At 69.9% G+C, this 25447-nt stretch carries 27 protein-coding genes; 18 read left to right on the top strand and 9 right to left on the bottom strand.

The features are described from left to right. Positions 1-16: 16 nt before the first annotated feature. From C9992_RS10865 to C9992_RS10840, 6 genes are all read left to right on the top strand, one after another. Positions 17-1105 (top strand): ABC transporter permease, encoded by a 1089-nt coding sequence (locus C9992_RS10865; protein WP_106815606.1) that lies wholly within the window; start codon positions 17-19, stop codon positions 1103-1105. A 1-nt stretch (position 1106) separates the two neighbouring features. Then, positions 1107-2099: an ABC transporter permease gene (locus tag C9992_RS10860; RefSeq protein ID WP_106815605.1), complete on the top strand. Its 993-nt coding sequence runs from the start codon at positions 1107-1109 to the stop codon at positions 2097-2099. Then, a complete protein-coding gene (locus C9992_RS10855; protein WP_106815604.1) occupies positions 2099-3769 on the top strand; it encodes an ABC transporter ATP-binding protein in 1671 nt (556 codons plus the stop codon). Before C9992_RS10860 ends, C9992_RS10855 begins: the two co-directional genes overlap by 1 nt. 57 nt (positions 3770-3826) lie before the next feature. Beyond that, positions 3827-5179: a sigma-54-dependent transcriptional regulator family protein gene (locus C9992_RS10850; RefSeq protein WP_106815603.1), complete on the top strand. Its 1353-nt coding sequence runs from the start codon at positions 3827-3829 to the stop codon at positions 5177-5179. Positions 5180-5464: 285 nt separating this feature from the next. Continuing rightward, complete coding sequence (gene exaC / locus C9992_RS10845; protein WP_106815602.1) at positions 5465-7015, top strand: acetaldehyde dehydrogenase ExaC; 1551 nt, start codon at positions 5465-5467, stop codon at positions 7013-7015. A 193-nt stretch (positions 7016-7208) separates the two neighbouring features. After that, a complete protein-coding gene (locus tag C9992_RS10840) occupies positions 7209-7616 on the top strand; it encodes a DUF779 domain-containing protein (protein ID WP_106815601.1) in 408 nt (135 codons plus the stop codon). Positions 7617-7631: 15 nt separating this feature from the next. On the opposite strand, the gene C9992_RS10835 is transcribed toward C9992_RS10840, so the two are convergent. Continuing rightward, a complete protein-coding gene (locus tag C9992_RS10835; RefSeq protein ID WP_106815600.1) occupies positions 7632-8120 on the bottom strand; it encodes an FBP domain-containing protein in 489 nt (162 codons plus the stop codon). Between the two features lie 226 nt (positions 8121-8346). Continuing rightward, a complete protein-coding gene (locus C9992_RS10830; RefSeq protein WP_106815599.1) occupies positions 8347-9561 on the bottom strand; it encodes a hypothetical protein in 1215 nt (404 codons plus the stop codon). A gap of 130 nt (positions 9562-9691) precedes the next feature. Here C9992_RS10830 and C9992_RS10825 point away from each other — a divergent pair, with 130 nt between their 5' ends. The 8 genes from C9992_RS10825 to C9992_RS10790 all read left to right on the top strand — a co-directional run bounded on the left by C9992_RS10825 (position 9692) and on the right by C9992_RS10790 (position 18291). Continuing rightward, complete coding sequence (locus C9992_RS10825; protein ID WP_106815598.1) at positions 9692-10957, top strand: ABC transporter substrate-binding protein; 1266 nt, start codon at positions 9692-9694, stop codon at positions 10955-10957. Between the two features lie 86 nt (positions 10958-11043). Next, positions 11044-11994, top strand: a complete 951-nt coding sequence (locus C9992_RS10820) for a carbohydrate ABC transporter permease (protein ID WP_106815597.1) — start codon at positions 11044-11046, stop codon at positions 11992-11994. Next, a complete protein-coding gene (locus C9992_RS10815; protein ID WP_106815596.1) occupies positions 11991-12941 on the top strand; it encodes a carbohydrate ABC transporter permease in 951 nt (316 codons plus the stop codon). Before C9992_RS10820 ends, C9992_RS10815 begins: the two co-directional genes overlap by 4 nt. Before the next feature lies 1 nt (position 12942). Further along, positions 12943-14898, top strand: coding sequence for a hypothetical protein (locus tag C9992_RS10810; protein WP_106815595.1), 1956 nt, complete (start codon positions 12943-12945; stop codon positions 14896-14898). Continuing rightward, complete coding sequence (locus C9992_RS10805) at positions 14891-15682, top strand: RraA family protein (RefSeq protein WP_106815594.1); 792 nt, start codon at positions 14891-14893, stop codon at positions 15680-15682. Before C9992_RS10810 ends, C9992_RS10805 begins: the two co-directional genes overlap by 8 nt. Further along, a complete protein-coding gene (locus tag C9992_RS10800; protein ID WP_106815593.1) occupies positions 15652-16593 on the top strand; it encodes an aldo/keto reductase in 942 nt (313 codons plus the stop codon). The genes C9992_RS10805 and C9992_RS10800 overlap by 31 nt, the downstream gene beginning before the upstream one ends. Beyond that, positions 16590-17468: an amidohydrolase family protein gene (locus tag C9992_RS10795; protein WP_160150869.1), complete on the top strand. Its 879-nt coding sequence runs from the start codon at positions 16590-16592 to the stop codon at positions 17466-17468. Before C9992_RS10800 ends, C9992_RS10795 begins: the two co-directional genes overlap by 4 nt. Positions 17469-17580: 112 nt before the next feature. Beyond that, the gene (locus C9992_RS10790) at positions 17581-18291 is read left to right on the top strand and encodes a lysophospholipid acyltransferase family protein (RefSeq protein WP_235008189.1); all 711 of its coding nucleotides are present in this window, start codon (positions 17581-17583) and stop codon (positions 18289-18291) included. 13 nt (positions 18292-18304) lie between these two features. Here the strand turns inward: C9992_RS10790 and C9992_RS10785 are convergent, their stop codons facing one another. Genes C9992_RS10785 through C9992_RS10775 form a run of 3 tightly spaced genes read right to left on the bottom strand, consistent with a single transcriptional unit; the run spans position 18305 to position 19800 of the window. Then, positions 18305-18454 carry an SDR family oxidoreductase gene (locus C9992_RS10785; protein ID WP_407662244.1) on the bottom strand — a complete coding sequence of 50 codons (150 nt, stop codon included), beginning with the start codon at positions 18452-18454 and terminating at the stop codon, positions 18305-18307. Positions 18455-18505: 51 nt separating this feature from the next. Continuing rightward, positions 18506-19168 (bottom strand): GntR family transcriptional regulator, encoded by a 663-nt coding sequence (locus tag C9992_RS10780; RefSeq protein ID WP_106815591.1) that lies wholly within the window; start codon positions 19166-19168, stop codon positions 18506-18508. Then, positions 19165-19800, bottom strand: a complete 636-nt coding sequence (locus C9992_RS10775; RefSeq protein WP_106815590.1) for an SGNH/GDSL hydrolase family protein — start codon at positions 19798-19800, stop codon at positions 19165-19167. The genes C9992_RS10780 and C9992_RS10775 overlap by 4 nt, the downstream gene beginning before the upstream one ends. 314 nt (positions 19801-20114) lie before the next feature. Between C9992_RS10775 and rpsF the strand changes: the two genes are divergently transcribed. The 4 genes from rpsF to rplI all read left to right on the top strand — a co-directional run bounded on the left by rpsF (position 20115) and on the right by rplI (position 21808). Then, positions 20115-20492, top strand: a complete 378-nt coding sequence (gene rpsF / locus C9992_RS10770; protein ID WP_106815589.1) for a 30S ribosomal protein S6 — start codon at positions 20115-20117, stop codon at positions 20490-20492. Positions 20493-20497: 5 nt separating this feature from the next. Continuing rightward, complete coding sequence (locus C9992_RS10765; RefSeq protein ID WP_106815588.1) at positions 20498-21016, top strand: single-stranded DNA-binding protein; 519 nt, start codon at positions 20498-20500, stop codon at positions 21014-21016. Between the two features lie 73 nt (positions 21017-21089). Beyond that, positions 21090-21344, top strand: a complete 255-nt coding sequence (gene rpsR / locus C9992_RS10760) for a 30S ribosomal protein S18 (protein WP_005054609.1) — start codon at positions 21090-21092, stop codon at positions 21342-21344. Between the two features lie 11 nt (positions 21345-21355). Beyond that, complete coding sequence (gene rplI / locus C9992_RS10755) at positions 21356-21808, top strand: 50S ribosomal protein L9 (protein ID WP_106815587.1); 453 nt, start codon at positions 21356-21358, stop codon at positions 21806-21808. A gap of 76 nt (positions 21809-21884) precedes the next feature. On the opposite strand, the gene C9992_RS10750 is transcribed toward rplI, so the two are convergent. From C9992_RS10750 to C9992_RS10735, 4 genes are read right to left on the bottom strand one after another with little or no spacing between them, the layout of a single operon-like run. Then, positions 21885-22490, bottom strand: coding sequence for a response regulator transcription factor (locus C9992_RS10750; RefSeq protein ID WP_106815586.1), 606 nt, complete (start codon positions 22488-22490; stop codon positions 21885-21887). Continuing rightward, the gene (locus C9992_RS10745) at positions 22487-23665 is read right to left on the bottom strand and encodes a sensor histidine kinase (protein ID WP_106815585.1); all 1179 of its coding nucleotides are present in this window, start codon (positions 23663-23665) and stop codon (positions 22487-22489) included. The genes C9992_RS10750 and C9992_RS10745 overlap by 4 nt, the downstream gene beginning before the upstream one ends. A 20-nt stretch (positions 23666-23685) precedes the next feature. Next, positions 23686-24501 (bottom strand): ABC transporter permease, encoded by an 816-nt coding sequence (locus C9992_RS10740; RefSeq protein ID WP_106815584.1) that lies wholly within the window; start codon positions 24499-24501, stop codon positions 23686-23688. After that, positions 24498-25436, bottom strand: a complete 939-nt coding sequence (locus tag C9992_RS10735; protein ID WP_106815583.1) for an ABC transporter ATP-binding protein — start codon at positions 25434-25436, stop codon at positions 24498-24500. Before C9992_RS10735 ends, C9992_RS10740 begins: the two co-directional genes overlap by 4 nt. Between the last annotated feature and the right edge of the window lie 11 nt (positions 25437-25447).

Genomic DNA, 25447 nt, shown 5'->3' with positions numbered 1-25447 from the left:
CACAGTTAGGCCCCTCATGACGAGCGACGTCGCCGTTCCCGTCGATCAGCCGCCAGCGATGCTGGCTCGCCGCAGACCCGCCTCGGGCGGCACCCTGGGACGGTACCTGCTGGTGCGCTTCCTGCTGATCTTCCCGACCGTGCTCATCCTGGTGACGCTGGTCTTCTTCCTCATCCGGCTGACCGGCGACCCGATCACCGCCGCCTTGGGCGGACGCCTCCCCGCCGACCAGCTGCAGGAGCGCATCCACGAGGCCGGTTACGACCGGCCGATCATCGTGCAGTACCTCGAGTACATCGCGCAGGTGTTCACCGGGAACTTCGGCACCACGATCACCGACCGCCAGCCGGTCACCGAAGTCATCCTCACTTACGGCGCCGCGACCTTCGAGCTGGTCTTCTTCGCCCTCATCATCGCGTTCATCGTCGGCATCCCCCTCGGCATGGTGGCCGCGGCCAAGCGCGACAAGGCGACGGATGCCGGTCTCCGCGTCAGCGCCATCCTCTTCTACGCCACGCCGGTGTTCTTCTCCGGCCTGGTCGCGAAGCTCGTGTTCTCGGTGTGGCTGGGCTGGTTCCCGGTGAGCGGGCGCGCGAGCGTGCGCACCGAGCTGGCTCTCACGCGCGAGGGCGGCACCGGCTTCTACCTCATCGACGCCATCGCGTCCGGAAACCCCGCCTACGTGCAGGACGTGCTGCTGCACGCCTTCCTGCCGTCGATGGTGCTGGGCCTGCTGACGGCCGGCATCTTCCTGCGGCTGGTCCGAACCAACGTGATCGGCACGCACAACATGCCGTACATCGACGCAGCGCGCTCGCGCGGTGTCAGCGAGTACCGCCTCGTGCGCCGCCACGCCTACAAGCCCGCCCTCATCCCGATCGTGACCGTGATCGGCCTGCAGATCGCACTGCTGCTCGGCGGCGCCGTGCTCACCGAGACGACCTTCGAGTGGCAGGGCATCGGGTTCCAGCTCGCCGAGTACCTGAAGGCGCGGGACTTCGTCGCGATTCAGGGCATCGTCGCCATGATCGCGATCCTCGTCGCGGTGACGAACTTCATCGTGGACGTGATAGCGGCGTTCCTCGACCCGAGGGTGAGGTACTGAGATGGCCAGGCGCCGCATCGTCGACCGGATCCCGGTCGTTCACCAGCTCCGCCAGAGCGTCGGACTCCAGCGCGGCATGCTCGTGGCCGGACTCATCCTCACCGCACTGTTCGTCATCTTCGCGGTCTTCGCGCCGTGGCTCGCACCGTACAGCTACAACCAGCTGCGCGGTCCGGACGGCAACTTCGGCTCCACCCAGCCGCCGAGCCCGCAGCATCTGCTGGGCACGACGGTGGGCGGCTACGACGTCCTCTCCCGCACCATCTGGGGCGCACAGACCGCGATCCTCGTCGTCATCGTCGCACTCGCGCTCTCGGTCGTCGTCGGCATCCTGCTCGGTCTGGTCTCGGGCTACCTCGGCGGCTGGGTCGATCGCACCCTCGTCGTGATCGCGGACGCGATCTACGCCTTCCCGACGCTGCTGCTGGCGATCGTCGTCGCCATCGCCATCAGCGGCGGCCAGTCCGGTCTGTGGCCCGGGATCATGGCGGCGGCCGTGTCGATCACGGTCGTCTTCGTGCCTCAGTACTTCCGAGTCGTGCGCGCCGAGGTCGTGCGCATCAAGGCCGAGGCCTTCATCGAGTCGGCCAAGGTGATCGGTGCGCCGACCTCGCGCATCATGTTCGTCCACGTGCTGCGCAACGCCACCCGCACGCTGCCGCTCATCGTCACGCTCAACGCCTCCGAGGCGATCGCGACGCTCGCGGCGCTGGGCTTCCTCGGTTTCGGCATCGAACCATCGGCCGCCGCCGAGTGGGGCTATGACCTGCAGCGGTCGATCAGCGACGTCGCGGCGGGCATCTGGTGGACGGCGATCCCGCCGGGTGTGGCGATCGTGCTCACGATCCTGGGCATGACGCTCATCGGCGAGAGCCTCAACGACCTGGCCGACCCACGTCTGCGGGCTCGCCGACGCGCGGCCGATCAGACGCCGGCGGATGCCGTGGCGGCGAGCCAGCCGGCATCCCGCGAGTTCATGGGAGAGGTGGAGTGATGGCCTCGGTGACCGGCGCCTCCGATGACCTCGCGGTCGACATCCGCGACCTGACGGTGACCTTCGCCAGCGACGGCGGCGATGTGCACGCCGTGCGCGGTGTGACCCTCGACCTGCGCCGGGGGGAGGTGCTGGCGATCGTCGGCGAGTCCGGAAGCGGCAAGACGGTGACCGCGCGCACCATCCTCGGACTGCTGCCCGAGACGGCGGTCATGAACGGGGCCGTCGTGCTGGACGGCACCGAGGTCGTGGGCCTCGACAAGAAGGAGCTCCGCCGGGTGCGGGGCTCGAAGGCCGCGATGATCTTCCAGGAGCCGTCGACGGCGCTCAACCCCGTCTACACCGTGGGCTGGCAGCTGGCCGAGGGCCTGCGGGCACACGGCAAGTACAGCAAGGCCGAGGCGAAGGCCCGCGCGATCGAGATGCTCGAGCGCGTCGGCATCCCCGAGCCGCAGCGCCGCGTCGACGACTACCCGCACCAGTTCTCGGGTGGGCAGAAGCAGCGCATCGTGATCGCCATGGCGCTCGCCCTGGAGCCGACCGTCATCATCGCCGACGAGCCGACCACGGCGCTCGACGTCACCGTGCAGGCCGAGATCCTCGACCTGCTGCGGAGGCTGCGCGACGAGGACGGCACCGCCATCGCGCTGATCACGCACAACATGGGCGTGGTGGCCGACCTCGCCGACCGCGTCGCGGTGATGTACAACGGCGAGATCGTCGAGACCGCGACGGCGCGCGACCTATTCGCCGCGCCCCGGCACGAGTACACGCGCAAGCTCCTTGCGGCGGTGCCGCGCCTGCAGATCGCCGACCGGCAGGCTCCGGAATCAGCCGAGGCCCAGGAACCGGTCGTCAAGGCCGAGAACCTCGTCATCGAATACGGAGGCCGGTTCGGACGCGCGCCCTTCCGCGCCGTCGACCAGGTGAGCTTCTCGATCGCACCGGGGGAAGTTCTGGGGCTGGTCGGCGAGAGCGGGTCGGGCAAGACGACGATCGGTCGCGCGATCGCGGGCCTCACGCCCGTGGCCGGGGGTTCGCTGCGCGTGCTCGGCACCGAGATGCTGGGGGTGAAGGAGCGCGAGTTCCGCCGCCGGCGCCACGAACTCGGGTTCGTGTTCCAAGACCCGGCGACGAGCTTCAACCCGCTGCTGACCATCGCACGCAACGTCGCCGAGCCGCTGGTCGTGCACGGCACCGCTCGCGACGCGGCGTCGGTCCGCGCGAAGGTCGACGAGCTGCTCGAGGCGGTGCAGCTTCCGAAGGCGTACGGGGAGCGCTACCCGCACGAGCTCTCGGGCGGCCAGCGCCAGCGGGCCTCGCTCGCCCGCGCGTTGGCGCTGGATCCGAAGCTGCTCATCGCCGACGAGCCCACGAGCGCACTGGATGTCTCGGTGCAGGCGCGCGTGCTGGAGCTGTTCGGCGAGCTGCAGTCCAGGTTCGGCTTCGCGACGCTGTTCATCACGCACGACCTGGCCGTCGTCGACATGCTGGCCCATCACATCGTGGTGCTGCACCACGGCACGATCGCCGAGGCGGGGCCCACCGCCCGTGTGCTCGGCGCGCCGCAGGACCCGTACACGCAGCGCCTCATCGCCTCGTTGCCGGTGCCCGATCCGGTGGAGCAGGCCGCGCGGCGCGCGGTGTGGGAGTCGACCCGGTCGCTCTAGCGGTCCCCCGCACGCCTACACTGGACCCACGCTCCACCGACGTCGATCGGAGCCGCCGTGTCGTCACCCTGGTCGCAGCGGCGTGAGGTGTCGCCCGAGACCTCGCGTCTGCTGATCGAGCGTGCCCACGACGAGCTCGTCGCAGGCAACGACGCGGACGAGCGCCTGCGCGACGTGCGATCCCTGGTGCGGGAGTCGTGGCGGCGGTCGCTCGAGAGCCTGGTGGGAGCCGAGGGTCTTCCGCCGCTGGACCTCACCGCCGACGAGCTCGAGGCGTACCGGCGGGCGCACCCGCTCGCGGGGGTCATCGACATGGTGCGAGGTCTGCTGCTGCCGGGCGAGGCATCCGAGTCCGGTGTCGTCGTGGCGGTCGGCGATGCGGCCGGCCGGCTGCTGTGGGTCGAGGGCGATCGCACGGTGCGGCGGCTCACCGGTGACATGGGCTTCGTCGAAGGCGCGAACTGGTCAGAACGCGCGGTCGGCACGGCGGCGCCCGGCACGGCGATCGCGCTGGATCGGTCGGTGCAGATCGCCGGCGCCGAGCATTTCAACCGTCTCGTGCAGCCATGGTCGTGCACGGCCGCTCCGGTGCACGACCCCGAGACGCGCCGTATCGTCGGCGTCATCGACGTGACCGGTGGTGTGGAGGCCGTGACTCCGCAGGCGCAGTTGCTCGTGGATGCCACGGCCCGGGCCATCGAGGGAGAGCTGTTGGTGGCACGGCTGCGCGCGCGAGCAGACCCCGCCCCGTCACGCCGGGCCGGCAGGCATCGTGCCGCGGCGACCCGGGCGACGCTGCGGGTGCTGGGCCGCGACCGCGCGCTGCTCGAGGTGGCCGGCGACGACGGTGAGACCGTCTCGGAACTGGGGCCTCGTCACGCGGAGCTGCTGCTCATGCTCGCCGTTCACCGCCAGGGGTTGTCGGCCGAGCGCCTCGGTGAGCTCGTCTACGGCGAACAGGCGGCCACCGCGAACGCCGTGACCCTGCGCGCCGAGATGGTGCGTCTTCGCAAGGCGCTCGCGACAGCGGCACCGGCTCTCGTGCCCCAGTCGCGGCCCTACCGGCTCGGTGCGGAACTCGAGACGGACGCCCACCAGGTGCTGTCGCTCCTGGACCGCGGTGCCCACCGCGTCGCGCTCGCCGCGTATCGCGGCGACGTGCTGCCCGACTCCGTGGCGCCCGGCGTGGAGGAGTTCCGCGAGACGGTGCGGGTCGCCCTGCGCGAGGCGCTCATGGCCGAGGCGTCCGTCGACGTGCTGCTCGCATTCGCCGACACCGACGGCGCCGCCGCCGACGCCGAGCTGCTGCGCCTGTGCCTGTCGATGCTTCCGGCCCGCTCGCCGCGACGAGCGGGCCTCGTGGCGCGCATCGAGAGGCTCGAGGCGGACGCCCGCGAACCCGGTCGTTGAGCGAGCGAGGGACGAGCGAGACGAAACGCGACCCGCCCGGCGAGGGCGCGTGTGCGGGGCGTTTCGTCTCGCTTCGCTCGCTCAACGACCGGGGTCTCCCTTCGCTCGCTCAACGACCGGGGTCCCCCTTCGCTCGCTCAACGACCGGGGTCCCGCTTCGCTCGCTCAACGACCGGGGTCTCACCGACCCGGAAGAGGGCGTTGCAACGTTCTGCAACCTCGGCCGCCTTACCTTCGACGCATCGCGACGACGAACGTCGCGGATCAGCGTCGAAGGAGACCAGCATGACCATCGTCGAAGAGGGAGTCTCGAGCATCTACGCCGCCCCCGGGCAGCGCGGCTCGATCGCCGACTACCGGCCGCGCTACGGCCACTACATCGGCGGCGAGTTCGTCGAGCCCGTGAAGGGCCAGTACTTCGAGAACGTCTCGCCGGTCAACGGCAAGCCGTTCTGCGAGGTCGGCCGCGGCACGGTGGAGGACATCGACCGTGCGGTGGATGTCGCGTGGAAGGCGTTCGAGTCCTGGAAGCGCACGACCCCGGCCGAACGGGCCGTGATCCTCAACAAGATCGCAGACCGCATCGAGCAGAACCTGGAGCGGATCGCCGTCGCCGAGACGTGGGAGAACGGCAAGCCGGTGCGCGAGACGCTGGCTGCCGACATCCCGCTCGCCGTCGACCACTTCCGCTACTTCGCGGGCGTGCTGCGGGCGCAGGAAGGCTCCCTCAGCCAGCTCGACGAGGACACCGTCGCGTATCACTTCCACGAGCCGCTGGGCGTGGTCGGCCAGATCATCCCCTGGAACTTCCCCATCCTCATGGCGACGTGGAAGCTCGCGCCGGCGCTGGCCGCCGGCAACTGCGTGGTGCTGAAGCCGGCCGAGCAGACGCCCGCATCGATCCTCTTCCTGTTCGACATCATCGGCGACCTGCTGCCGGCCGGCGTCGTGAACATCGTCAACGGCTTCGGCATCGAGGCGGGCGCGCCGCTGGCGCAGCACAAGCGCATCCGCAAGGTGGCGTTCACCGGTGAGACCACCACCGGCCGGCTGATCATGCAGTACGCGTCGCAGAACCTCATTCCCGTGACGCTCGAGCTCGGCGGCAAGAGCGCGAACGTCTTCTTCGAAGACGTCGCCCGCGACACGACCGACTCGTACTACGACAAGGCGCTCGAGGGGTTCACATTCTTCGCACTCAATCAAGGCGAGGTGTGCACCTGCCCGTCCCGCGCGCTCGTCCAGCGGTCGATCTATGACGGGTTCCTCGCGGACGGGCTCGACCGTGTCGGCAAGATCGTGCAGGGAAACCCACTGGATCCGGCGACGATGATCGGCGCCCAGGCATCCAACGACCAGCTCGAGAAGATCTTGAGCTACATCGAGATCGGCAAGGCCGGCGGCGCGAAGCTGCTGACCGGAGGCGAGCGCGTCGACCTGGGCGGCGACCTGAGCGGCGGGTACTACGTCGCGCCGACTGTGTTCGAAGGCACGAACGACATGCGGATCTTCCAGGAGGAGATCTTCGGCCCGGTGGTGTCGGTGACGAGCTTCGACGACTTCGACGACGCGATCGGCATCGCCAACGACACGCTGTACGGCCTCGGTGCGGGCGTGTGGAGCCGATCGGGCGACACCGCCTACCGCGCCGGTCGTGCGATCGAGGCGGGACGCGTCTGGACGAACACCTACCACCAGTACCCCGCCCACGCGGCGTTCGGCGGCTACAAGCAGTCCGGCATCGGCCGCGAGAACCACCTGAAGATGCTCGACCACTACCAGCAGACGAAGAACCTGCTCGTGTCGTACGCCGACGGCGCGATGGGCTTCTTCTAGGCCACCCCCGGCGGTCGGCTCAGGGGGTCGTGACACCCGCACCCATCACCCGGGCGAGGCCGCACGCGCCTCGCCCGGGCCGCCCCCTGGACACCCCATGTCCCACTTTCCTGCCGTCATGTCCCAATTTCGCCCGCAACATAGCGCGGGAACGAGCGAGATCGGGACATGGTCGGCCAAGCAGGAGTCCGCGATGGCACAGACTCACGAATACGCGAGGGTGGCGGTGACGGATGCCGCGGCATCCCTGCTGCGAGAGCTCACGAAGCAGCACGGCGCGTTGATGTTCCATCAGTCGGGGGGATGCTGCGACGGAAGCGCGCCGATGTGCTTCCCGGTCGGGATGTTCCTCGTCGGACCGTCGGATGTGCTGCTGGGCACGCTGGAGGTGGGCCTGGACGAGCCGGTCGAGGTCTACATCTCGCACGCGCAGTTCGAGTACTGGAAATACACCCACCTGACCATTGACGTCGTGCCCGGACGCGGCGCCGGGTTCAGCGTGGAAGGCCCCACCGGCAACCGCTTCATCATCCGTTCCCGCATGCTGACCGACCCCGAGCTCGACCACTTCGGACTGGGGCCGCAGGCCGGCGTCGGCTGACCTGCGGCCCTGCGCTCAGCGGCTGTCGCGGATGTCGCGCGCGAAGCGGTCCACGTGTGACTGCAGCGCCTCGATGCGGCGCTCGCGCGCGGCCTTCACGTCGAACCCGAGGTACGCGGGCGGCATGGGCCGGCGCACGTTGGCCGAGCACTCGAAGTTCTCGCACAGCAGCGTGCCGACGGTGTCGCCGTTGCGACCGGCCTTGCCGGCGCGCTTGGCGCTGAAGAGCACGACTTCGTTCGGGAGTGTCACATCCTCGCACCACGAGCACTGGGCTCGCGTGCGGGTGCGCTGCTCGGTCTGGCGCAGCAGGATGCCGACCGGCTCGTCATCCACGGGGATGACGATGAAACCGGCGAGCGGCTGCTTCGGGTCGCGCCAGCCGAAGTAGTCGAGGTTCTCCCACTCGACGTGTGCGAGGGCCGGGACGACGAGGGCGTTGCGTTCGCGCAGGGAGGCGTTGACGAAGGACGCGCGAATGTCCTTCTCTGTGAATGCGTGCATGATTCCTTTGTTCACGAGAGGTCACCGCCGCAAGGGCGGAGAAGATGTCGGGACCTGCGGCCCCACGGAGGATCGGGTTGCGTCGCAGCCGGTCTCAGACCAGGCGACGCGCGCGGTTACCTCCGCTCGGCGCGAGCAGCGCCGAGGACCCCCTCACGCCCGGTGGGCGTCGTGAACGTCGAATGCACGCCCGACATCATACGCCCGACATCATACGCCCGTCGTCTCAGCGGAACAGCAGCCCGAGCAGGCCGGAGTTCGACAGGATCCAGAACAGCACGATCGCTCCAGCCACGACGACCGTGACCCAGGGGACGCCGCGCTGCAGCCGGCGGCCCTGCGGGGCGACGCCGGGCGGTGGGCGGAGGGCGGGAAGCGGCGCGGTGAAAGACGCCGCGCCGGCGCTGACGCCTCTGCCCTCGTCTCCCGCGCGCGCCTGCGACGCGACGACGGCGGCGCCCGGCATCCCGGTGCCCGCCGAGAGGCGCTCGTCTCGCCAGCGCGCCCATTGTGCGAACTTGTCGAGGAACGCGCCGACCACCGAGAACAGCCACGCCCAGGTCGCCGGGTCGAGGGTGGTGAAGTCACGGCGGGCATAGAGGAACAGCCAGTCGTCGACGATCTCGACGTCGAGGGCCGCAGCGTTGTCGATGAAGCGGGCCATGATGTCGGGCGTGAAGAGATAGAGCGCATCGCGCTCGTACCCCGCGGGGCAGTAGAGCGCGAAGTGCTCGTCGAAGTCGCCCTCGAGGCTGAGGCGCTGATCCCTGTCGAAGGTCAGCGGCAGGTTGGAGCCGAACAGCGAGTTGTTGCCGGTGGCATCCAGCACGATGTGGGGCAGCGGCGTGTCGAGCTTGATGGCCACGTACCCCCAGCGATGGGTCTGGCGATTCTTGCCGGAGCCCGTCGTGTAGCGGTAGTTGGCGAACTCCACGAAACGAGGCTGCCCCCCGCGCACCAGGTCGGTGCTGTGGCGGTCGCTGCCGAGCGCGAAGATCATCCCGGGAAGAGCCGGGGCATCCAGCCGCGGGACGTACTGCATCGCATTCGCCTGGGCGAACCGGTCGAGCCGGTACATGCGCTCCGCTGCGGCGCGGCTGCCGCGCACAGTGAACGCGATGACGACCGCGACGGCCGCGCCCAGCACGACGAGCGGGAACAGCCCGAAGAGCACGCCGATGCCCCCGCCGCCGTCGCCACCGGCCGCGGCGGCGATCACGACCGACAGGAGGGTGACGACGACCGAGCCGAACACGACCAGGCCGATGGCCGCGGCCAGGACGATGCCCGCGACGGCTCCGAGGGACGACCCCGGCAGCCGTCCGACGCGCCGGAGCTGCTCCCGGTACGCCCGGACGGCGCCAGGCGGCACGGGTTCGACGAGGGGAGTCGCATCGAACGGATACGCGCGGGCGGAGCCGGCGGGTGCAGGAACGCTCACGCGCCCACGGTACCCGCGTGCCCGTCGCAGGACACGATGCCGGACTTGATGTCGCGAGGACGTTGATAACCGATTATCGATTAGTGTAAGGTCGAGGCGTCCCGATGACGTGTCCACGAGAGGATCGACGATGATCAGCAGACGTACCCTCACCACGATCGGCGCCGCTGCGGCCGCCGTGACCCTTCTGGCTGGCTGCTCTTCCACGGCCGCGGGAGGAGGTGAGAGTGACGAGGACGTCCAGCTGCGGATGCTGGTGAACGTGACCCCCAACCTCACCGAGGAGTGGTGGAACGAGCTCGTGGCACCGTTCGAGGAGGCCAATCCCGGCATCGACGTCGTGATCGACAACCCGGGCGCCGAGGGCGTGGCCGCCGCTGTTCCGCGCCTGCTGGCCGCCGGCCAGGCCCCCGATATCGTCCAGTCGCAGGCCCCCACGCCCGACCTCGCGGAAGAGCTCGTGGACCTCTCCGGATACGAGTGGGCTGCCGACGGCCCGCTCGCCGACCAGTACTCGATCGACGGCAAGAACTACATGGCGGGCGTGGGTGTTCAGCTGCAGAGCCTGTGGTTCTACAACAAGGATGCCTTCGAGCAGGCCGGTATCACCGAGCTGCCGACGACGGTCGACGAGCTCGATGAGGCGCTGGGCAAGCTCAAGGACGCCGGATGGACGCCCATCCAGACCGGCGGCGACTGGATGTCCAGCCACGCGCTGCAGACCCTCGCGCTGCCGTCCGTCGTGGGTGAGAACCCCGACTGGTATGCCGACATGGACTCGGGTGCCGTCACCTTCAGCGAGAGCTACGGCGACTACACCGACCTCTACGCCGACTGGATCGCCGACGGCTACATCAATGCCGACGCCCTGGGTGTGAAGTACCCCGATGCCGAGCAGAACTTCCTCGCGGGCAACGCCGCCCTCTACCCCATGGGCAGCTGGTTCGTCGGCACCGAGTCCAAGGCCGAGAACCCGGCGCCCATCGGCGTGTTCCGCGGTCCCGCGGTCGACGGTGTGGACGAGCCCGCGATGGGCGCGAACATCGCGAGCCCCTACATGATCATGAAGGCGTCGAAGCACCAGGATGCCGCGGCCAAGCTGGTCGAGTTCCTCGTGACCGACAAGGACGCCGTGATGGACCAGCTCCAGGTCGACGGCAACTACCGCGACGGCTACGAGTACGACATGACCGAGCTCGGCAAGGAGCTCTTGGCGATCGTGGCCGACACCCCGGCGTCGGCGTATACGCCGACGGGCGGCGGCTACGGCGAGCGCAAGCTCCCCGACGGCTACGCCGGCGAGATCAACACGCAGACGCAGGCGCTGCTGGGCGGCACTCCCGCCGCCGACGTCAACGCTGCGATGGACGAGTGGTTCGCCGCCAACATCGACTGACACGAGCCTCGGTGCCGGCGCGCCATGACCCGCGCCGGCGCCGAGGCCGCGCATCCGTATCGACGACGACACGAAACGAGACCGAGATGGCCGACACCGTCGCCCGCATCGCGGGCACCGCCTCCGCGCGAGCGGGCGCACGCACCCGTCGGCGCCGCACGTCCTGGCTGGACCGGCTGGCCGGTGTGATCATGGCCGGGCCGGCGCTCCTGGTGTTCATCGCGATGTTCATCATCCCGATGCTGCTGGCGTTCGTCCTGAGCTTCACCGACTGGAACGGCTACAGCCTCCGCTTCGACTTCATCGGCTTCGAGAACTACGCCGATGCCTTCAAGAACCCGCGCACCGTCGACGCCGCGATCTTCACCGCCGTCATCGCCGTCATCGGCACGGTGCTGTGCAACGGCGTCGGGCTGGCCGTTGCCGCACTCATCGCCGGGAACGGCCGCGGCAACACCGTGCTGCGCACCGTGTTCTTCTACCCCTACATCATCAGCGCCCTGATCATCGGCTTCCTGTGGTCGGCCATGCTCGCCCCGCAGGGGGCGGTCAACTCGCTGCTGGGACAGTTCGGGGTGGACCCGCTGCCCTTCCTCACCGATGTGACGTTCGCCAAGGCGAGCGTGATCCTCACCATCGTCTGGTCGCACTTCGGGTTCAACATGATCCTCTACATCGCCGGCATCAAATCCGTGCCGACGGAGTACTACGAGGCCGCGACGGTCGACGGCGCCTCGCGGTGGCAGCAGTTCCGCAGCGTGACCGTGCCGCTGATCGCCCCGGTGCTCACCGTCAACCTCGTGCTGACGCTCGTGGGGCTCCTGAAGGCCTACGACATCGTGCTGGCCCTCACCGATGGCGGCCCCGCCGCGTCGACGCAGACGGTGGTGTACCAGATCCTCAAGGACTCCTTCGCCCAGGCGAAGCTCGGGTTCGGCGCGGCCCAGTCGGTCGTGCTGCTCATCGTGACCGCGGCGATCGGGCTCGCGGTGACCTTCGTGCGCCGCGGCGCCGACCGGAAGGCGAGCGAGTCATGACGCTCTCGACGCAGACCAGTCCGAACATCGGCGCGGAGGTGCTCCTCGTCGACGATGGAGGACTGCCCCGCCGACGCCGTCGGAGCCGCCGGGGCGCCGTGGCGGGCAGCGGCACGGCCCTGGCCGCCGTGGTCGTGAAGTGGATCCTGCTGGGGGCCTTGGCCCTGGTGATGCTCGTGCCGCTGTACATCCTCGTGATCAGCGCGTTCAAGCCGCAGGCCGAGATCATCCTGCATCCCCTCGCGATCTCGCCCGACATGTTCACGTTCGAGTACCTCTGGAACGCGATCACGAGCCCCAAGTTCAATGTGATCGGCGCGTACGGCATCACGCTGCTCTTCGTGGTCCTGGTCAACGTCTTCTGCATCGCGCTGTCGGCTCCGGTCGCCTACGTCATCGCCCGGGGGCGCTCGAAGTGGCACCTGCTGCTGCTCCTGGTGTTCGTGTCGGGCCTGTTCATCCCCGGCCAGGTGACCCTCATCCCGGTCGTCTTCGTGCTGCGGGTGCTGGGGCTCATCAACACGATCCCCGGCTTCCTGCTCTTCGAGACCGCGGCCACCCTGCCGGTGACGATCTTCCTGTTCGCCGCATACCTGCGCACCGTCCCGCGCGACATCGACGAGGCCGCCGCACTTGACGGAGCCGGACGTATCCGCGCCTTCTGGTCGTGCATCTTCCCGATCATGCGACCGGTCGTCGCGACGATCGTCGTGCTCAACTCCATCGGCGTGTGGAACGACTTCGTCAGCCCGCAGATCATCCTGGGCCCGGGCTCGGGCATCTACACGGTCACCACGGGCGTCTACGCGGCGGTCGGCGAGTTCTCGACGGACTACACAGTGCTGTTCCCGACGCTGCTGCTGGCGATCGCGCCGGCAGTGATCTTCTTCATCATCATGCAGCGGCACATCATCGGCGGCCTGGTCGCCGGAGCGACGAAGGGCTGACATGACCGACACCATCCACGGATACCCCCTGGCCGAGCTGCCCGCCTGGGCCGTCCTCGAGCGCCGGCTGTTCGACGAGATCGAGGACGCCTGGCGGCTCTTCTCGGCGACGTTCACCGAGGCGGATGGCCGGCTGCGCCCGCCCGCGGCGTTCGTCGACCGTGATGGGGTCGACGACCTGTACGAGCCGTTCTTCAACTGGCCGGCGTTCTACCTGTTCGGCGGCAGCGACGAGGTCCTGGCGGCGGCGAAGCGCCACTGGGAGGGGGTGACGGCGCAGCTCAGCGAGGCGGGCATGCTCACCGGCGAGTACGAGAACGGATACGACTGGTTCCACCAGGGCGAGTCGCTCCTCTTCTTCTACGGCCTGTGCGCGGCCGACCCCGCCGACACCCGCTTCGCCGAGCGTGCGCGACGCTTCGCCGAGCTGTACACGGATGCCGCGCACGGCAACTTCGACCCGCGGCTCGGGATCATCCGCGCACCGCACAACGGTGCGCTGGGGCCGCGACCGGGTCTCAGTGACGAGCCCGAGCCCTACTCTTCCGACCGCCCGGAGATGCGGCCCTACGGACTGCCGCTCGAGTACGTGCCGGGCATCGACCGCTGGGACGATCTGGCCGACCCCGTCCTGGCCGCGGCCATGGGTGAGGCCATGCATCGGGCGGCCGCCGGGGATGTGGCCGTCAACCTCGCGGCGACCAGTCTCGTCGTGAACCGCTGGCTCTACGACGGCGACGAGCCGTCCGCCGCCTGGCTCCGCGACTACGTCGACGGGTGGCGTGAACGCGCCGCGCGCAACGGCGGGCTGCTGCCCGACAACGTCGCTCCCGATGGCACCGTGGGCGGTCTCCACGACGGCCGATGGTACGGCGGACACTACGGGTGGACGTGGCCGCACGGGCTGCCCTCCGTGGGAATGGCGGCGGTGATCGCGGGTATCAACCAAGCGTTCCTGACGGGAGACGACGGGGCACTGGACCCGGCCCGGTTCCTCCTGGACACCGTGCTCGACAACGCGATCGTCGCGCCTATCGCCCAGACGCCGTTCAGTCTGCGCGGGGGGTGGCTCGCCCGCTGGGGAGCGGATGCCGAGAAGCCGGCCCTTCTCGTGCCGCACCGGTACGGACGCCACGGCTGGTTCGACTACGGCCCGATGCCGCTCGAGCTGCCGCTGTGGGTCTGGTGGTGGTCGCGTCGCGACGACGACCTGGCGCGGGTACGACGCGTCATCGCGGGCATTCCTCACATGGACGACCCGGTCAAGCCGTTCCGCGACAAGGCCGAGGCGGGGCACGAGGCACCGTGGATCGCGTACCTCGACGGCGACCTCCCCGACTACCCGGAGCGGGCGCTGTCAATGGCGCTCGGCCAGGTTGCCCGTCGCGTCGCCCTCATGGCGGCAGCCGACGGCGATCCGGACGCCGCCCACCTGCACTTCTGGCAGCGCGTCAACCCCGTCGTCACCGAGGTGCTGAGCCAGCTGGTGTCGGGCACCCCGCAGGTCCTGTACAACGGCGGGTTGCCGTTCGCGGCGGTGGTATACGAGGACGCGGATGCCGGGCGCCCCGGTCTGCCGCAGGACGTGGCGGCGCTGGTCTCGCGCCTGGCGGGCGACCGCATCGAGCTGGCGCTGGTCAACACCTCCACGACGCGCTCCCGCCGAGTGCGCGTGCGGGCATCGCGCTTCGGTGAACGGCGGATCGCATCGGTCACGGCGCACGCCGAAAGGGACGGCGTCTATCCGGGGCCCAGCACCGCGTACGCCTCGACGCCCGGACACCCTGTCTCGGTGACGCGCGAGCTCGCCGACGACCAGGATGCCGTCGTCATCGGCCTGCCGCCCGCGCACCGGGCCGACCTGACCCTGCACACGGTGAGCTCCGGTGTCACGCCGCGGCACCGGGGTGCGCCATCCACGCTTCCCCTGTCTCTCGAAGGAGTGCCCCATGTCTGATCCTGCTGCCGCGTTCCCGCGCCCCGACTTCGAGCTGCCGGTACGCGGCGGTGCATACCGCCGTGCTGACCCGCAGACGCTGCAGGACCTCGAGCGCGTGTCGTCGGCCACCGCGTGCGCGAAGCTGCACGGCATGGGCATCTCTCGCTCGTTCGTCGAGGGTCCGCGGCCGCTGGCCGAAGGGCAGCGCATCGTCGGCTCGGCCATCACGCTGCAGTTCATGCCGCAGCGCGAAGACCTCGCGTCCGGCCACGGCCAGGAGTACGTCGAGCGGCACACCGCGCTGTGGCACGTGCTCGAAGAGGTGAAGCCTGGCGACGTGCTGGTGATCCAGGCGTTCGGCAGCAAGTACTCGGGCTGCATCGGCGACATCCTGGCGCGCTACTTCGTCAAGAAGGGCGGTGTGGGCATCGTGGTCGACGGGCGCATCCGCGACTCCGACCGCATCAAGGAGCTGGGCCTGCCCGTGTGGTCGACGGGCACGACGCCGCACTACGCGTCGCAGACCGAGCTGTTCCCGTGGGCGTACGACGTACCGGTCGCCGTCGGCGGCGCGCTGTGCATGCCCGGCGACGTCGTGATCGCCGACGGCGACGGCCCCGTCATCGTGCCCCAGGCCATGGCCGGCGCGGTGCTCGAGTCAGCCGCCGACCACGAGGATTGGGAGGCCTTCAGCCGCCGCCGCCTCGACGAGGGCGCGCGTCTGAGCGACTACTACCCCCTGACGCCCGACTCGCGTGAGGAGTACGAGCTGTGGCGTTCCGCGCAGGCCTTCGCCCGCTGACGCCCAGCCCTTGTGCATCCGACACCTTCGGGTTGGGGTGTGCGCCGATCGGCAACCTCTTCACCGCCGTCGCCGATGCGGACGCGGACGCGACCGTCGCGGCGGCGCTGGATGCCGGCATCCGCTTCTTCGACACCGCCCCGCACTACGGTGCCGGGGCGAGCGAGGCGCGGCTGGGGCGGGCGCTGGCCGGGATCCCGCGGGACTCCGTGGCCATCGCGACCAAGGTGGGACGGACGATCGTGGATGCCGGTGGCGCGGCGGTTCCGTCGGGTCAGGTCGGCGCCGACACCGTCGCGGACCTGTCGCGCGACGGGGTGCTGCGGAGCCTGGAGGGCAGCCTCGCGCGGCTCGGGACGGATCGCATCGACCTGCTGTACCTGCACGACCCGATGGACGTCGATGAGGCGTTGCGGTCGGCGATGCCTGAGCTGATCGCGTTGCGGTCGCAGGGTGTCGTGCGGGCGATCGGCGTGGGGATGGTGTGGCCCGATCCGCTGACGCGGTTCGTGCGGGAGGCCGATGTGGACGTGGTGATGATCGCGGGCCGCACGACCCTTCTGGACCATCGGGGCGAGTCGTCGCTCCTGCCGGCGGCGGCGTCACGGGGTGTGGGAGTGGTTGCCGCCGGGGTGTTCAACTCGGGCATCCTCGCGGACCCCGAGAGCACTCCGTACTTCGACTACCGCGAGGCTCCGTCCGAGATGCAGGCGCGAGCGCTGGAGCTGTCGGCGCTGTGCGAGCGCTTCGGGGTGGAGCTGCGGCACGTGGCGGCGCGTTACCCGCTGCGTCTGCCGGCGGTCGATGCCGTGGTCGTCGGGGCCCGGACGCCCGCGGAGGTGGAGGACTTCGCTCGCGCCGAGCAGGCGGAGATCCCCGAAGAGCTGTGGGTCGAGATCGAGCGCCTGTGACCATCGTCGACGCCCACATCCATCTGTGGGACCTCTCGCGCTTTTCGCTCTCGTGGTTCCGCGACGACCTCGGCCTGCCACGAGAGGCGTCCCCTTCCTCGTTCGTTGAGCGAGCGCAGCGAGACGAAACGCCGCAACCCGCACTCACCCCTTCCTCGTTCGTTGAGCGAGCGCAGCGAGATGAAACGCCGCAACCCGCCCTTGCTACCGGCCCCGTCACTTCCGCCCTCGCCGTCCAGGCCGGCGACACGCTGCCCGAGATGCGCTGGCTGCTCGAGGTCGCTGACCGGGACCCCGTGGTGCGCTCGGCGGTGCTGCAGTACGTCCCGGGTCCCGACGGCTGGGCGGGCCTGGCCACGATCGTGCTGAACGACCGCGTGCGCGGCATCCGCGTCGCGACTCCGGGCGGTGCCGCCGACCTCTCAGACGTCCCCGCTCTGGATGCACTCTGCGAGGGCGCCGCGTCGACGGACCGCGTGATCGAGTGGCTCGTGCGGCCCGCACAGCTCGGCGCCGTCGCACACGTCGCGGCGCGGCATCCGAGCACGACGTTCGTGCTCTGCCACCTCGGCCTCGGCGCCGGCGAGCCGACGCCGGAGTGGGAGGAGTCACTGCGCCGGGTGGCGGCCGAACCCAACACCATGGCGAAGTTCTCCGGCCTGGCCACCGGGGTCGACGACCACGCACGTCTGACCGCGCTCGCGGCGACGGCATCCACCTTCTTCGGAGCCGATCGGCTCATGTTCGGCAGCGACTGGCCGATGTCGGCCCGCACCGTGCCCTACACGCGTCTGATCGCTCGGGTCGATCGGGTCTGGGGCTCCCGGTCGTCCGCCTTCTGGCAGGCCACGGCCGCGCACACCTACGGGATCTGATCCGAGGTGTGACGCCGTCGTTCGCGGCACCATCGCCAAGGTGCGAGCCGCGGCCTCGACGGGGCGAGGTGACGCGTGAAGATCGACGGCCGGTGACGGGTAGGGTGGCGTCGTGACAGCGCCCGCCCCGTCGACACCTGCTCCCGCCCCGCGCCCGGGCGCCGTCTACTTCGTCGGGCGAGTGGTGCTGCGGCCGCTGTTCTGGCTGATGTACCGCCCCCGCATCACGGGTCGCCGCAACGTCCCCGCCCGAGGCCCGGTGCTGCTGGCGAGCAACCATCTCGCGTCGCTCGACACGGTCATCATTCCGACCTCCGCGGCGCGCCCGGTGCAGTTCCTCATCAAGTCGTCGTACTTCACCGGCTCGGGCATCCTGGGCCGCTTCAAGCGCTGGTTCTTCACCTCGATCGGCGGCGTGCCGGTGTACCGCGCGACCGGTCGGGATGCCCGGGCCGCCCTCGACGCCGGCAGCAGCATCCTGCGGGCCGGCAGCGTGTTCGCAGTGTTCCCCGAGGGGACCCGGTCACGCGACGGAAAGCTTCACGAAGGACACGGCGGCGCCGCCTGGATGGCCCGAGAGACCGGCGCCGCGGTCGTTCCCGTCGGTCTGATCGGCACCCGCACCGTCAAGCCCTTCAGCCATCTGCTGCCCGGCCGCCCGCGCGTCGAGGTGCATTTCGGCGAGCCGCTCGACCTCGCGGACCTCGAGGGCGTGCCCGACGGCAAGGCTCGTCGTGAGATCACCGAGCGCATGATGGCTGCCATCGCCCGCCTCAGCGGCCAGGAACGCTCCGGCAGCGTGAACGCGACCTCCCGCGACTGACCCGTCCCACCGGTCAGAGCAGGGCAGTGAGTACTCCGCCGTCGGCGCGGACGGCTGACCCGTTCGTCGCTGACGCCAGCGGACTGGCGAGATAGGTCACGAGGCTGGCGATCTCGGACGGATCGATGAATCGCTCGAGCAGAGTAGTGCGATTCTGCCCGATGATGGCTGCCTTGACCGCGTCGACGCGGTCCTGACAGGGCCGCGCGGCAGGCTACTCGTCGTCGGGAAGCAGCGTGCCGGCGGCGTGCGCGTGGAACAGCTGCGCGGCCCCGTCGGGATCGCCGGCGTCCAGCGCCTCGAGGAGGCTGCGGTGCCATTCGGCGACGACGTGCCAGTCGCCTGCGAACGCCGGGTCGCCCAGCACGTGGAGCGAGCGCAGGCTCGGTTCGATGATGTCCCACATGCGCGGCAGGTAGACGTTCCCGCTCGCCTCGATGACCGAGCGGTGGAACGCGAAGTCGAGCTCGCGGAACGACCCGAGATCCTTCGCCTCGGCCGCCGCGTGCATCTGGGCGATCAGCTCTTCGAGGTGGCGGTGGGCACCGGCGTCCAACGCACCGCAGGCCAGACGCCCCGCGATGGACTCCAGTTCCGCGCGCGCGACCTTGGCCTGCGCGACCTCCTCGTCGGTGTAGCTCGTGACGAAGTTGCCCTGGTGCCGCACGTGCGTCACGAGACCCTCGTGGGCGAGCTGCTTCAACGCGTCGCGGACGGGCGCCTGGCTGACCTGCAGGCGGCGCGCGAGCTGGGACTCCACCAGCTGCTCACCCGGCGCCAGCGACCCGTCCTTGATCATCGTCTTGACCAGCTCGTAGATCTGGTCCGACAGCAGGCCCCGCTTGAGCTCGGTGACCGAGCTGAGCGCGTCGCTCATGATGCCGCCCTCACCGCCGCCGCGGCGTCGGCCGTCGCGTACGCCGCGAGCCACGCGTCGGCGATGATCGCCGCGCCCTGTGCGGTCGGGTGCACCCCGTCGGGCGCGATCGCCGCGGCACCGTGCTCGGCCACGGCCGCCGACACGCGCTCGTGCAGCGGCACCAACGTCGCCTCGAAACGCTCCGCCAGGCGCCGGACGGCCGCCCGCTTGGGGTCGAGGTCCTCGAGCCAGCCCGCCTGGTCCTCGCGCACGGGCACGAAGAACGGCTCGACGAGCATCAGCCGCTGCAGCCCGGCATCGCGGGCCGCGGTGAGCAGCTGGGCGACAGTCGACTCGAATTCGTCGGCCGATGTGGGATCGTCGCTGTCGAAGCGCCGCCACATGTCGTTGACACCGATGTAGACGGTGAGCAGGTCGGGATCGGATGCCAGCACGTCGTCCCAGCGCGCGCTGAGATCCACCGCGCGGTCGCCGGCGATGCCGTGGTTGACCACGATCGCGTCGTCCCCCGCGACGGCCTCCGCGATGAGCCGGACGTAGCCGTCCCCCAGCGAGGCGGGGTCGGTACGATCGCGGCCGGAGTCGGTGATCGAATCACCGGCGAAGACGAGGATGTTCGTGCGAGGCATCCGGGAGTCCCATCGTTGGAGCGTGTTCCGTCAGCATAATCGATAATCGCTTGATCGGGTCGTGGGCCCGCACTCCGGCGAGTGATCACGTGGCCTGCCGTGAACCTACCGTGTCGCACCGGGATCGGGCGAGATCGGCGGCAACGCTTCGCGATTCGGCGTGCACCGAGGCATCCGCTACCATAGGAGGGTTGTCCGCACGCGCGGAGGTCTCACCGTTGGGATCGCGGCGCGGTCAGCCGGATGACGTGCAACACACCCTCCTGCTGTCGGGAAATGCCCGGCAGCCGTTCTAGTCCGAAGGAGGTGGGTTAGTGACGCACCAGTACGAGCTCATGGTCATCCTGAACCCTGAGATCGACGAGCGCCAGGTCGGCGCCAACCTCGACAAGTTCCTCAAGGTCATCACGACCGACGGTGGAACCATCGAGAACATCGACATCTGGGGCAAGCGCCGCCTTGCTTACGAGATCCAGAAGAAGAACGAGGGCATCTACGCCGTCGTCAACTTCACCGCGACCGCCGCGACCACGCAGGAGCTCGACCGCCAGCTGAACCTCAGCGAGCAGGTCATGCGCACCAAGGTGCTGCGTGCCGAAGAGGCCATCGCGATGATCGCATCGGAGAAGCAGCGCGCCGACGAGCGTGCCGCTCGCAAGGCCGCCGCCCCGGCGAAGGCTGCGAAGGCCTGATCCACATGGCCGGCGAGACGATCATCACCGTCGTGGGCAACCTCACGGCTGACCCCGAGCTGCGTTACACGCAGAACGGCCTGCCCGTCGCGAACTTCACGATCGCGTCGACGCCGCGCAACTTCGACCGTCAGGCCAACGAGTGGAAGGACGGCGAAGCGCTGTTCCTCCGCGCCAGCGTGTGGCGGGAGTTCGCCGAGCATGTCGCCGGCTCGCTGACGAAGGGCATGCGGGTCATCGCGACCGGCCGCCTCAAGCAGCGCAGCTACCAGGACCGCGAGGGCAACAACCGCACCGCCATCGAGCTCGAGGTCGACGAGATCGGCCCGTCGCTGCGCTACGCGACCGCCCAGGTCACCCGCGCCGCGGGCGGCTCCGGCGGTGGTGGCGGCTTCGGCGGCGGCGGACAGTCGCGTCCGGCGCAGGTCGCCGACGAGCCGTGGTCGACGCCCGGCTCGACCGGCGGCGCCGGCGGTGACGCCTGGGCCGCTCCCGGCGCCTACGGCGACGACACCCCCTTCTAAAGGGCCGTTCTCACACACAGATTCCGGATGCCCCTGACGAGGCATCCGATCAGCAAAACGTAAAGGAAGCACCATGGCTGGAAAGGCAACCGGCGACCGCCGGAAGCCGCGGAAGGGCGCGAAGAACGCCGCTCCCGCGAAGGCGATCCGTGTCGGCGTCATCGACTACAAGGACGTCGCCACTCTCCGCAAGTTCATCTCGGAGCGCGGCAAGATCCGCGCCCGTCGTATCACCGGTGTCTCGGTGCAGGAGCAGCGTCTGATCGCCAAGGCGATCAAGAACGCGCGCGAGATGGCGCTCCTGCCCTACGCCGGCGCTGGCCGCTAAGGAGTACCGACATGGCAAAGCTCATTCTCACGAACGAGGTCGCCGGGCTCGGCAGCGCCGGTGACGTGGTCGAGGTCAAGAACGGGTACGCCCGCAACTACCTCATCCCCCAGGGCTTCGCGGTCGCATGGACCCGCGGTGGCGAGAAGCAGGTGGCGTCGATCCGCGCCGCCCGCGAGGCGCGCGCGATCCACGACCACGAAGAGGCCGTGGCGCTGAAGAACAACCTCGAGACCAACAAGGTCCGCCTGGCCGTCAAGGCCGGCGCCGAGGGTCGCCTGTTCGGTGCGGTCAAGACCGCCGACGTCGCCGACGCGGTCAAGGCCGCCGGTCTCGGTGACCTCGACAAGCGCAAGATCCACATCACCTCGCCCATCAAGTCGACCGGCGAGCACGAGGCGACGGTCCGTCTTCGCGACGACCTCACCGCCGTGATCACCCTGCAGGTGGTCGCCGCCAAGTAATCCTGGCGCACGAACGGATGCCGCGGACCTTCGGGTCCGCGGCATCCGTCGTCTCGGGGGTCCGCGCGACGCGCGCCTACAGCCAGCCGTTCTCGTGGGCCACACGCGCGGCGTCGGCACGGTTGCGGCCGCCGGTCTTGCCGATCGCGCTGGAGAGGTGGTTGCGCACGGTCCCCTCCGAGAGGTGCAGGGCGCGGGCGATGTCGGCGATCGACCCACCCTGCTGCGCGGCCGACAGCACGTCGGTCTCGCGCTCGGTCAGCGGCGAATCCCCCTGGGCGAGCGAGTCCGCGGCCAGAGCAGGGTCGACCACCCGGAGTCCCTGCGCGACGCGGCGCACCGCGTCGGCGAGCTGCGCGGCGGGAGTGTCCTTCACCACGAAACCCGATGCACCAGCCTGCATGGCGCGCTTGAGGTAGCCCGGCCGGCCGAAGGTCGTGACGATCAGCACACGGCACGCGGGCGCCGCCGCACGCAGGGCGGCGGCCGCGCGGATACCGTCCATGCCGGGCATCTCGATGTCGATCAGCGCGACGTCCGGTCGCGAAGCGAGCGTCGCGTCGACGATCTCGTCGCCGCGGCCGACCTCGGCGACGACCTCGATGTCGGACTCGAGGCCGAGCAGCGCCGTCAGGGCCCCGCGCACCAGCGCCTGGTCGTCGGCGACGAGCAACCGGATCACAGTGTCACCCGCAGGCTGAAGCCGCCGAGGTCACTGCGGCCGGTCGAGAGCTGCCCGCCGGCGGCGTGGACGCGCTCGCGCAGCCCCGCGAGCCCGGTCGCCCCGGCCGCCGGCTCCGTGGGCCCGACCCCGTCGTCGGCGATCTCGATCTCGTGGAGACCGAGCGTCACCCGGCACACCGTCGCACCCGAGTGGCGCACGACGTTGGTCACCCCTTCGCGCACGATCCAGCCGGCGAGCTCCCGGCGTCCGGGCGGCACGGCATCCGTCGACGAGGGCAGCTGCGCGGCGATGCCCGCGGCGGTCAGCGCGGCGCGTGCCTCGGCCAGCTCGCCGCTCACGTTGACCGAGCGGACCCCGGCGACGGTCGCCCGCACATCGGCGAGGGCGCCGCGGGCGAGTGCCTCCACCTCCGCGATCTCGGCCTTCGCCCGCTCGGGGTCGACGTCCACGAGTCGACCCGCGAGTTCTGCCTTCACTGTCACGACGGTGAGGGAGTGGCCCAGGATGTCGTGGATGTCGCGGGCGACGCGGCCTCTCTCGCGCTCCACCGCGAGCGCCTCGAGCTGTCTCTGCGTGTGGCGCAGCTGGTTCATCGCGGCGTTGTTGCGGGCGAAGGCGGACATCATGAGCGAGATCGAGACGATGATCGCCGGAAGGAACAGCACGTACTGGGGCCACCCCTCCACGACGCCGTTGGTGACGAGGGCGAGAGCACCGAGCCCGAAGATCATCGGCCACGTCCATCGCCAGGGGAAGACGCACATGCCGATGGTGACCCCGACGTAGGTCCACAGGGCGCCGATGCCCCACCCCAGCCAGGGGAACAGCGTGAACGAGAGCGCGAACAGCCCGGCGCACACCGCCAGGCGCCCCGGGTAGCGCAGCGTCCACGCGAGCGGCGCCGACGCCAGGAACGCGATCGCGAAGACGACGAGGAGGGCGATGCCGATCACCCGCGACGCGAGCGGACCGGGCTGCGCGAGCACGTCCCGGGCGAGGGAGACGAGCCACACCAGGGCGACGCCGGCACCGATGTACCAGCTCGCGGCCGATCGCGACCACAGCGCGCGCGGAAAAGAACCCGCCGTCACCGCCGCGTCGGGCCGCCGCACGGGCCATGTCGGCCCCGCGTTCTCGGCACGGAGCCCGCCCTCGCGCTGTGTCGCGTGCATGCCATCACCCTAAGACCCGCTCAGACGCGCTTCGTGTCGCGACGGAAGGCCCACGTGGTGCCGGCGAGGAACACGGCGAGCCACACCAGCGCGCCCACCAGCCAGAGCGGATCGAAGCCCGCGCCCGTCAGCGGCACGCGGGTGATCTCGCTGATGCCATAGACCGGCGTGAACCGGGCGATCGCCTGCATGAAGCCGGGCATGGAGCCGATCGGGTAGAAGAGCCCGCCGAGGAACGACAGCAGGACGATCGAGAGGCTGGTGATCTGGGCGGCGTTCTGGCCGGGCACGAGGTACCCGACCATGAGGCCGAGGGTCGTGAACACGGCGCTGGCGAGCAGCCAGGCGGTCAGCCCCGTCGCGATCCACTGCACGGCGCTCAGGTGGATCCCGCCGATCGCGCCGGCGATGTACGTCGCCACGATGGCGAGCAGGCCCAGCAGCATGCCGGCGAGCATCTTGACGATCACGTTCACCAGCGGGTTCAAGGGGGTCAGACGCAGCTGACGGCTCCACCCCTGCGCCCGCTCGAGCCCGACCGCCGACCCGGTCTGGGTCGCCGACATCATGGCCCCGTACATCGCCATCGACACCATGATGTAGGCGGCCACCGAAGGACCGCCCTGCGAGATCGGGGTGTCGGTCAGCGCCTGGTCGCGCATGGGCAGTCCCACGATGACGAACATCACGATGGGGAATCCGATGGTGAACAGGAGGGTCTGGCGGTTGCGGAGCTTCCGCTTCAGCTCGATGCCCAGGTAGACGAGGTTGAAGCCGCCCAGCGGCGGGACGCGGCGCTGCAGCGAGACCTGGTCGAGGGCGGTGGTGGTGGTCATGATGCGGATCCTTCCGAGGTGAGGGCGAGGAAGACGCTCTCGAGGTTCTGCGCCGCGACCTCCAGGTCGCGCGCTTCGGTCTGAGTGAGGAGGTGTCGGGTCACAGCATCCGAGTCCCTGGTGTGGATGATCAATCGATCGCCCATCGCCTGGACGCCGTCGACGCCGGGCAGGATCGCCAGCGCGGCGACGTCGGCGTTGGGCAGCGTGGCGGTGACCGTGCGTCCCGACACGAGGTTCTTGATGTCGGTGGTGGCGCCGTCGGCGACGATGCGTCCCCGGCTCATGAGCACGATCCGGTCGGCGTACTCGTCGGCCTCCTCGAGGTAGTGCGTCGCGAAGAGCACGGTGCGCCCTCGCGCGGCATCCGCTCGAATGGCGTTCCAGAACGAGCGCCTTCCCTCCACATCCATGCCGGTGGTCGGCTCGTCGAGGATCAGCAGCCCGGGGTCGGAGAGCAGTGCCATCGCGAAACGCAGCCGCTGCCGCTGGCCGCCCGAGCACAGGTTCACGCGGCGGTCGGCGATCTCGGTGATGCCGGCACGCTGCATCACCTCGGGGACGGGACGGGTGTCGGCGAAGAGGCTGGCGGTGAGCTGCAGGGTCTCGCGGACGGTCAGGTCCTTGAGCAGCCCGCCCGTCTGCAGCACCGCCGAGACCAGCCCGTGGGCGATGGCTGCACGCGGCGACTCGCCGAAGACCCGCACGCTGCCCGCGTCAGGCTGCGACAGCCCGAGCAGCATGTCGATGGTCGTGGTCTTGCCTGCACCGTTGGGTCCGAGGAAGGCGACGACCTCACCGGGGCGCACCTGGAGCGTTGCGTGCTCAACGGCGTGTACCGATCCGAACGACTTGCGCAGGGCGGTCGCGTCGACGGCGAGGAGCCGAGCGGATGCCGCGGCCTCGGCGTGGACGAGGGTGTCTGTCGATTCCATGCCGCAAGCCT

Source organism: Microbacterium timonense, assembly GCF_900292075.1.
In the GTDB taxonomy this organism is placed as follows: domain Bacteria; phylum Actinomycetota; class Actinomycetes; order Actinomycetales; family Microbacteriaceae; genus Microbacterium; species Microbacterium timonense.
Note: the sequence above shows the minus strand (reverse complement) of the source record. Positions and strands in the feature narration are given on the sequence as shown.